A 9,122-nucleotide genomic window follows, 5' to 3' on the forward strand; every position below is an offset into this window, starting at 1 on the left:
CGAAGATCGGGTGGGCATCATCGGCAGCAACGGAGCCGGGAAATCGACGCTGATGAACATCATTACCGGGCGGCTGGAGCCAGATGGGGGCAAAGTTGAACTGGGAACAACGATTCACATTGGCTATTTCGACCAGCATTCCGAGGATGTGTCGATCAACGAAAATCAGCGTGTGATTGATTATCTCAAAGGCGTTGCAGAGCTGGTAAAAACGGCAGACGGCAGCATCATTACGGCTTCCCAAATGCTGGAGCGATTTTTGTTTCCGCCGAATCAGCAGTATGCGCCAATTAATAAACTTTCGGGCGGCGAAAAGCGACGGCTCTTCCTGCTGCGGGTGCTCATGGCTGCGCCGAATGTGCTGATTCTAGACGAACCGACGAACGATCTGGACGTGCAGACATTGGCGGTTTTAGAAGAATATCTGGAAGACTTTAACGGCTCTGTGATTGTGGTTTCTCACGATCGCTACTTCCTCGATCGCACCGTAGACACCATTTTTGCCTTTGAACCAGACGGCACCCTGCGCCAGTATCCGGGCAATTACACCACTTATTTGGACTTCAAAAAAGACGAAGAGCAGAATACTGTGGTGAATGTGGCGGAGAACAGCACGAAGAATCGTTCCGCACAATCTGTGAATGCACCTGAGAAAGAGGCGGAGAAATCGGCAGATCGATCGCAGCAAAACGGAACTTCTCGCAAACTGTCATTCAAAGAGAAACGAGAATACGAAACTTTAGAAGCGCAGATTCCTCAGCTTGAAACTGAAAAAGAAGAACTCGAAAAGCAGCTTTATGGTAATCCGCCCAGTGACTATGCAGAGATGCAGCAGCTCACGGAAAAGCTAGCCCATTTGAGTCAGACGATCGACTCTGCGACAGAACGCTGGCTAGAATTAGCTGAACGTCAAGGATAATCGCGATCGTGCAATCTTCTTTTCAGATCGCCTATGAGCGGAATATGAGTGCGGCAATTTGATCGCTTCGAGAATCCTTTGAATGACTGGATGAATTAGATTCAGTACAGCTCTAGGCAATGCAGGTTTGAATTCGTGAGTAGTTCCTGGATCGCCTCTGATCCATTGCGGAGAATTGCTTCCACTTGATTTGTTGGCGCATTGCCACAACGCAGCCATACGACCTTCGGCGGTGAACCATACAGGCGGCTTCTTTCTGCAAAATCTGCATCCTGAGTGACGATACAAAAGTCGTTTGCTCTTGCAAATTCCCATATTTGGGTATCGGTTTGCTCTGCTAGCTTATGAAGCTGAACATAACTGCAATCCGAAAAAATATCTGACAGCCGAGTTACAAGCTTGCGGCTCAAATTTTGATCAAACAATAGCTTCAAATCGTACCTACCGAAGCAACGAGACGATGTTCACGATCAGCAGCAAATTCTAAACAAGCTCTGATATCGGTTTCTGTCAGTTCGGGAAAGTCATCCAAAATCTCAGCATGAGACATTCCCGCCGCCAGCCAGCCCAGGACATCATACACAGTGATCCGCATCCGCCGAATACAGGGTTTGCCGCCTCGCTTGTCTGGCTCAATGGTGATGATGTCACGATAGGTCATTGTGATCAGATATTTAGTATTTCTCCGAGTCTAAAGCAGGCGAATATAGTGCTGCAACACTGCAACAGTAGGATCGTTGATCTTGTAGGATGCGTTAGCGAGAGCATAAGGCATGACCCAACTTCACAACCCACACAGAGCAACGAAGGGAACATCTACCAGGGGACTCGCGTAACGCTAACCCGAACCCTGCAACTCACCCATTCCCTCCCTCCAACCACGGCATTTCATCCCCCTTCAAGCCCCAAGCCTGCAAGTACACCCCTTGCGCTACAAATCGGTGAACTCGAATACTGCCAATCCACCGCCCGATCGCAACAAAGAACCGGAAAGGTCGCTACAGAGCCAGGGCTGTCTTTGATGCGTGACCTGCGTAAAAAAATACGTGCCGCCTGCAATTTTGCTTCTGCGGTAGTAGGGCATGATATGAGGCGAAACGAAGCTGTTCCCCCTTCGGGGTAATCGGGTTTTGTGGAGGAGTATTCCCCGATCGAGCAAATGACGCTGAATTCAAATAAAAGACGATTACGGCTTGAGAGGCTTTGCAGTTTTGGAGTGAAGCGTTTCGATGTTGGGAAGTTATGCGTTAGCGTCAGCGTAACGTATCCTACTCGCTGAATCGATCGCAACCAAATCACCTCATTCACCCGATCGAATGGGTTTCAGCAATTTTTGACCTGATTCAGTAATTCCCACGATATTATCCAAGAAATAGGGTCGTTCAATGGCCACTCCATCACTATCTATGCAAAAACGAATGTTTCGCCGCCAATTGATCCGGTTTCTAATTTCGCTAACGGCTGTGACGGTGACTGCGACTGCCTGCGGTTCTCAGTCGGAAACGGATGCAGGCTCAACAGCAAGCGGAGGTCAGTCAGGCGCTCAGCAAAAGGTTGGCGTTGTTTTAGGCACAGGCGGCGAAAATGACAAGTCGTTTAACGAATACACGCTGAAGGGAGCCAGAGAAGGTGCAGAGGCTGCCGGAATGGGATTTTCCTACGTTAGCCCAACGAGCAACAGCGATTTTGAAAAGAACATCGAAACCCAGATTTCTGAAGGTGCGAATCTAATCGTTTCAGTGGGTTTCCAGATGGGCGACGCGACGGCGGCGATGGCAAGAAAGTATCCCGATGTGAAGTTTGTGATCATCGACTATGCCTACGCCCCAGAAAATGGCGGAGCTGACCCTTATCAGGGCGACCTGAAAAACGTCACCAGTCTCATGTTTGCTGAAGATCAGGCGGGCTACCTGGCGGGCGTATTGGCAGGCTGCGTCAGCGAAACGGGCAAAGTTGCCACGGTTTCTGGGATGGAAATTCCGCCTGTGGTGCGGTTTGTGCAAGGCTTCCAGAGCGGTGCGAAGTCGGTGAATCCCAATATTGTTGCCTATAACCAGTACATTCCTGACTTTGGCGACCCGGCGACAGGAAAATCGGTCGGGCAGAACTTCATTAGCCAGGGTGCGGACGTGGTTTTTGGCGTGGGCGGCAACACGGGCAACGGTGGACTGCTCGCAGCGAAAGAGGCAGGCAAGAAGGCGATCGGCGTAGACGTAGACCAATATCTCTCTTACCCAGAAGTGAAAGACGCGCTGATCACCAGTGCCGTGAAAAATATTGATCTGGCAACCGCAAACGCCGTGAAGGAATTTGCTGCGGGTCAGATCCAGCCGGGAATTCAGCAAGCAACGATCGAGACAGGTGGAGTCGGCTTGGCTCCCTTCCATGACTGGGACAGCAAAATTTCCCAGGAGTGTAAAACGAAAGTGACTCAGGCAACCGCAGCCTTGAAAGCAAACCCCCAGCTATCAGGAGCAAAATAGCGTGTCTGCCGTTCTGGAAGCGCGAGGGATTAGCAAGCGATACGGTCGGGTGCTGGCAAATGATGCAATCAACTTTATGGCGCGATCGGGCGAAATTCATGTGCTGTTGGGCGAAAATGGCGCAGGCAAAACCACGCTGATGAACTTGCTCTACGGCTTAGAGCGTCCTGATAGCGGCGAAATCTGGGTGGATGGAAAACCGATCGTCCTTGCCAGTCCCAGAGATGCAATTCATCACGGCATTGTCATGGTGCATCAGCACTTTATGCTGGTTCCCGTGTTTACGGTGCTGGAAAACGTAGTGCTGGGCGTGGAGCAAACTCGCGGGCTGAAGCTGGGCAAGTTGGGCAGGCTGGAACGGGCAAAACCAGAGCGGCGGATTCGCGATCTGGCAGATCAGCTCAGCCTCAATCTGGATCTCAACGCCAAGGTTGCCGACCTTCCCGTCGGAATTCAGCAAAAGATTGAGATTATCAAGGCACTCTATCGCGGCGCGAGAATCCTAATTCTGGACGAACCCACTGCCGTCTTGACTCCCGCTGAAACCGCAGAGCTGTTTGATCTGCTGCGAAAGCTGACTCAGCAGGGCTTGTCGATCGTCATGATTACCCACAAGCTAAAAGAAGCTCTGGCAATCGCCGATCGAATCTCCGTGATGCGCCAGGGTCAGATGGTGGGCAGGGTCAATCCGAGAACGGCAACCGAGGCAGAGCTGGCCGAACTGATGGTCGGACGCAAAGTGATCTTGCAGGTCAACAAGCCCCCTGTTCAGCCCGGAGAACCGATCGTCACGGTGCGCGATTTGCGAGTCTTAGACAATTACCCCTCCGGGAAACTGCGAAGCAACCGCCAGCACATTGCCGTGAACGAGGTCAGCTTCACGATTCGCGCCGGAGAAATTCTCGGCATTGCCGGAGTCCAGGGCAACGGACAAACCGAACTCTCGGAAGCCTTAGCGGGTCTGCGTCCGGTGGCATCGGGTCAGATCACGTTTCTCGGTCAGGAGATCACGACTGCCAGCCCTCGGACGCTGATCGATCGCGGCTTGGCGCACGTCCCCGAAGACCGGGGCAAAAACGGCATCGTCAAATCCTACTCCCTGGCAGACAATATCGCCCTCTGCACCTACTACAAACCTCCTTTCGCCAAGGGATTGCAGCTCCGAGAAGGCGCGATCGTCCGCCAAACCACCCGCTTGATCGAAGAATTCGACATCCGCCCCGGCAACCCCAACTATCCCGCAGGCTCGCTCTCTGGCGGCAACCAGCAGAAGCTGATTATGGCAAGGGAACTCTCCCGCGACGCCAAATTTCTGATCGCCTGTCAGCCCACCCGTGGGGTCGATATTGGCGCGATCGAGCTGATTCATTGCCGCATCATCGAAGCTCGATCTCAAGGAATGGCAGTCCTGCTGATTTCCTCCGAATTGGACGAAGTGCTTGCCCTCTCCGATCGGGTTGCGGTGATGTTTCAAGGACGCATTATCGAAACTTTGTCGATCGAGCAGGCTTCTCGCGATCGAGTGGGGCAACTGATGGGCGGCAGTACCCTTTCCTGACGAAGCAAAAGATTCAGCATATAAACCCAAGGGAACCGAGCCAATCATTCTAAGTTTCAAAGTCCCCCAAAGTTGGGGGATTTAGGGGGCAATACAGCACTCCTCACTCCCCTCAAACACCCTCATCTCCCCACTCATCTACCCCTTTCCCACCCGTGCCCTCTACCCTCAAACCCTACCTCCGCCAATTCGGACTTCCCCTCCTCGCCATCCTGACCGCGATCGTCATTACCGTTCCCGTGATCGGCTTTGCGCTGGACTGGAACTGGGCGAAAATTGCGACGGCCTATGGCGGATTACTGGATGGAGCCTTGTTTAAGCGATTTGCCTTCGCGAATACCTTGGTGGCGGCGATCCCGCTGATGTTCACCGGGCTTGCGCTTGCCCTGGGCTTTCGGACGGGCGTGTTTAACATCGGCGCACCGGGACAGTTTTTGATTGGCGCGACCTGTGCGGTTTTTGTGGGATACGCGATTCCCCTGCCACCCCTGATTCACCCGATCGCCGCACTCATTGCCGGGATAGTCGGAGGCGGATTGTGGGGCGCAATTCCCGGATTTCTAAAGGCGCGGTTTGGCTCCCATGAGGTGATCAATACGATCATGCTCAACTACCTTGCATTTTTCTTGCAGGATTGGCTGGTCAAGAATCCGCTGAAAGACCCCAATCCGGCAGTCATCCGCACTCCAGAAATTTTAGCAACGGCAGAACTGCCCCGCTTTTACGATCGCCTCCATATCGGTTTATTTCTGGCACTGCTAACCGCGTTTGGCGTCTGGTATCTGCTAAGCAAAACCACGCTGGGCTATGAGCTTCGCACGGTGGGCAGCAACCCGGAGGCGGCAAAGTATGCAGGCATGAAGCTGGGACGCTTGACGGTTCTCAGTCTTGCTTTATCGGGCGCATTGGCAGGGCTGGGCGGCGCAGTGCAGATCCTTGGAGTCGATCGCGCGATGCCTGTGCTGTATTCCAGCGATTACGGCTTTGATGCAATTCCGGTGGCTCTGTTAGGGCAGAATCAGCCGATCGGCGTGGTGCTTTCTGCGATTTTGTTTGGCGCATTGCGAAATGGCAGCGACCTGATGCAGCTGCGATCGGGTGGCACGGTAGCGCGAGAAGTGATTTTTATTGTGCAGGCAGTGATTCTCTTATTTGTGGCAGCTCCGGCGATCGTGCGCTGGCTCTATCGGCTGAGATTGCCGCAAAGCGAGATCGAAAAAGAAGGTGGACTGACGCGAGGATGGGGCTAAGATGGACGACCTGAGTGGATTTCTGAAGCTGGCACTGATTACCGCAACGCCGATCGCTTTAGGCGCATTCGCCGGAATTATGTCTGAACGGGCGGGCGTCGTGAATATTGCGATCGAAGGCATGATGCTCACCGGGGCAATGGTGGCCCAGTTAGTGGCAATGTACCTGTATCAGCCGCTTCAGAGCGTTTTTGGCGGTGCAGCAGTTCTGGTGAGTTTGCTATTGGGAACGATCGCTGGAATTGGCTCTGGGGCATTGCTGGGCGGTCTGCACGGCATCACCTCAATTCGCTTCAAGGCAGACCAGATCATTAGCGGCACGGTGATTAACCTGCTGGCGTGGGGCGTCACAGGCTGGGTGTTTCAACGCTGGATGACCACCGGTGCGCCCACCTCTCCTGGAACCTTTCCACGGCTGCCGATTCCGTTGCTGAGCCAGCTCCCGATCGTCGGTGATTTGCTATTCAACCATCAGCCGTTGGTCTACACAATGTTTCTGCTAACGGGCGTTCTTTACTACGTCCTGTTTTACACACCGTGGGGTCTGCGGATGCGGGCAGTGGGCGAACATCCTCGCGCAGCGGATACGGTGGGGATTAATGTCCCGCAGGTCAGGTATATTTGCACGATCGTTGGAGGGGCGATCGCCGGGCTTGCCGGAGTATGGCTGACGCTAGAGCAGGTTGGAGCCTTTTCACTTCGCATGAGTGCCGGACGCGGATTTATCGCTTTAGCCGCCATGATTTTTGGTCGCTGGCATCCGGTGGGCGCACTGGGAGCCTCTTTGCTGTTTGGACTCGGAACTGCAATCCAGATTCGAGCCGCTAGCCTCACTGCAACCGATTCCGCCCTGGCGTTGATTCCCTCCCAGGTGTATCAGGCAATCCCCTATCTGCTGACAATCGTGGCTCTGGCTGGGTTTGGCGGCAAAGCGACTCCCCCTGCGGCAAGCGGTCAACCCTACGAAAGCCATCAATAGAAAATCCATCCCCCCGATTTCCGTCGATCGAAAGACGTGATTCCGCCAGAGGTCGTTACGGTGAAAGTATCTCTCATCACCCGAATCGTCCTCTATGCTCACCGCGACGCCTAATACCACCCCGACCCTCGAAGCCGCGCAGCAAGCTTTTCAGCAGTTTATCCAGTCCTGCTCGAAATCCGATCGCCTTGTAACGCTGCATGATTCAGATGCAGATGGACTGACCGCCGGAGTCGTGTGGCAGCGTGCCTTTGAACGCATGGGCTTTGAGTCTGTGGTGCGGGTTGTGCCCGATCGCGAACGCAATGCCTGGACGACCGCAAACCAGCAAAAAGTACAGGCAGCCAACCCTGATCGTCTGTTTGTGATGGATCTGGGCAGTCAGGATCAGGCGGTGATTCCGGGTGTGCCGACCTGCTTTATTGACCACCACCATCCCGAAGGCGTGCCCGCAGGCGATACGCTGATCAGTGCCTACACCTGGGAACCTGTGCCCAATACGTCTTTAATGATTTGGGAGCTGTGTCGATCGCTCGTGGATATTGCTGATCTCGAATGGATTGCAGCGATCGGAACTGTGAGCGATTTGGGCGATCGTGCCCCGTTCGAGCTGCTGACTTCTGCCAAGAAAAAATACACTGCTAAGTATCTCAAAGAAGCCACTGCGCTGATTAATGCTTCGCGGCGAGCAGGCGAATACCATCCTGAAATTGCGGCTCAGGCATTGCTGAATCACATGAATCCGAAAGAACTGGTCAACTCAACCGCGCCCGAAGTCGAAACCCTGCGCCAAATGCGATCGGAAGTGAAGCAAGAACTCGAACAAGCCCGCCGCGCTGCTCCCACCTTTGCTGGAAAAGTTGCCCTGATTCGGCTGCATTCGCCCTGCCAGATTCACCCACTGATTGCCCAAAGCTGGCGCGATCGACTGCCCCAATACATTGTGATTGCCGCGAACGACGGCTATCTACCGGGACGAGTTAACTTCTCTGCGCGCTCGAACAGCCAGAATGTCCTCGAGTTTCTGCAAAGCCAGCCCATTAGCGACGGCGAAGGCTCATTTGGGCACGGTCACGATCAGGCATCGGGGGGAAGTTTGCCCGTCGATCGCTGGAATGAACTGCTGAAGCAGCTTGGCTTTTCAAAGCAGGTTTTCGCAAAAGCGTCTTGAGCCGACTTGAAGTTTGATAACCCGTGCCTGATTCAGGGAAGATGTCATTGCTCAGGCTGGGAGTCTTGAGCGAGAGCTTGAATATCCTGATGGGCGCATTCTAGCTTTGTTTGTGTTGCTTTTGTTTCTCCTTTAGAGGACTCCATTTCTCGCACCTGCAAGCCATCCCTTTTCACGGGCAGGTTTGGCTATTTTGCCTGGCAGTTCGTCCGGCGATCGACGTTGCTGCCTTCTGCGATCGCTGGGAGCTAAACGATGGTAACCTTTACAAAGCTTTAGGAGATCTGAAAAAAAAGGGCATTGTCATCTCTATCTCCAGCCAACTGAACCTTCAACTCTCCTAGTCTTCTCTGGAGTAGAACTGCTGCTTGCCCAACTTCAGGGTGCGCGAAGCCGGGTACATTATCTGTTGTGATCTGGGCTGATAGTGGAAAGCAGGAACCGGGCTCTATCCACTTTGCTATGGTTACTAACCTTTGGATTGAGCAAAAAGGTAAAGGTTAGGGCATGATGTCATCCAATCTTAAATTCAATCCAGGAAATAGAGTGGAGGCGATCGCCTCTCCCATCTGATATCGTTGTTGAGCATATTCCCCATTTACCAATTGGCAAACAATAAACGTAGGTTGTTTTGGTTTCCCGATAAAGGCAATTCCGCCTAAACCCCGGAAATCTACAATCCAATACTCCGAGATGCCCAGCAGTGCATATTCTTCCACCTTACGGGCATAATCATCCTGCCAGTTAGTACTCACTACCTCC

General features: G+C 53.2%; 10 protein-coding genes. 6 read left to right on the forward strand and 4 right to left on the reverse strand.

From position 1 onward, the window contains the following. The coding region (locus tag H6F80_RS08265) for an ATP-binding cassette domain-containing protein (protein ID WP_190791100.1) at window positions 1-919 on the forward strand (919 nt) is incomplete at its 5' end. Between the two features lie 101 nt (window positions 920-1,020). On the opposite strand, the gene H6F80_RS08270 is transcribed toward H6F80_RS08265, so the two are convergent. From H6F80_RS08270 to H6F80_RS08280, 3 genes are all read right to left on the reverse strand, one after another. Further along, complete coding sequence (locus tag H6F80_RS08270; RefSeq protein ID WP_190791101.1) at window positions 1,021-1,353, reverse strand: DUF5615 family PIN-like protein; 333 nt, start codon at window positions 1,351-1,353, stop codon at window positions 1,021-1,023. Continuing rightward, the gene (locus H6F80_RS08275) at window positions 1,350-1,580 is read right to left on the reverse strand and encodes a DUF433 domain-containing protein (protein ID WP_190791102.1); all 231 of its coding nucleotides are present in this window, start codon (window positions 1,578-1,580) and stop codon (window positions 1,350-1,352) included. The genes H6F80_RS08270 and H6F80_RS08275 overlap by 4 nt, the downstream gene beginning before the upstream one ends. A gap of 270 nt (window positions 1,581-1,850) precedes the next feature. Next, the gene (locus tag H6F80_RS08280; protein ID WP_190791103.1) at window positions 1,851-2,003 is read right to left on the reverse strand and encodes a hypothetical protein; all 153 of its coding nucleotides are present in this window, start codon (window positions 2,001-2,003) and stop codon (window positions 1,851-1,853) included. A 334-nt stretch (window positions 2,004-2,337) separates the two neighbouring features. Between H6F80_RS08280 and H6F80_RS08285 the strand changes: the two genes are divergently transcribed. From H6F80_RS08285 to H6F80_RS08305, 5 genes are all read left to right on the forward strand, one after another. Further along, window positions 2,338-3,402 carry a BMP family lipoprotein gene (locus tag H6F80_RS08285; RefSeq protein ID WP_206755050.1) on the forward strand — a complete coding sequence of 355 codons (1,065 nt, stop codon included), beginning with the start codon at window positions 2,338-2,340 and terminating at the stop codon, window positions 3,400-3,402. Window position 3,403: 1 nt separating this feature from the next. Further along, the gene (locus tag H6F80_RS08290; RefSeq protein ID WP_199296447.1) at window positions 3,404-4,960 is read left to right on the forward strand and encodes an ATP-binding cassette domain-containing protein; all 1,557 of its coding nucleotides are present in this window, start codon (window positions 3,404-3,406) and stop codon (window positions 4,958-4,960) included. Between the two features lie 155 nt (window positions 4,961-5,115). Beyond that, entirely contained in the window at window positions 5,116-6,210 is a 1,095-nt protein-coding gene (locus H6F80_RS08295; protein ID WP_190791105.1) for an ABC transporter permease subunit, read from the forward strand. 1 nt (window position 6,211) lies between these two features. Next, window positions 6,212-7,189: an ABC transporter permease gene (locus H6F80_RS08300; RefSeq protein WP_190791106.1), complete on the forward strand. Its 978-nt coding sequence runs from the start codon at window positions 6,212-6,214 to the stop codon at window positions 7,187-7,189. A gap of 94 nt (window positions 7,190-7,283) precedes the next feature. Further along, entirely contained in the window at window positions 7,284-8,360 is a 1,077-nt protein-coding gene (locus H6F80_RS08305) for a DHH family phosphoesterase (RefSeq protein ID WP_190791107.1), read from the forward strand. A 500-nt stretch (window positions 8,361-8,860) separates the two neighbouring features. On the opposite strand, the gene H6F80_RS08310 is transcribed toward H6F80_RS08305, so the two are convergent. After that, on the reverse strand, window positions 8,861-9,122 hold a 262-nt coding region (locus tag H6F80_RS08310), incomplete at its 5' end, for a Uma2 family endonuclease (RefSeq protein ID WP_190791108.1).

This window comes from Leptolyngbya sp. FACHB-711, from assembly GCF_014695615.1.
Lineage (GTDB): Bacteria > Cyanobacteriota > Cyanobacteriia > Elainellales > Elainellaceae > Leptolyngbya_A.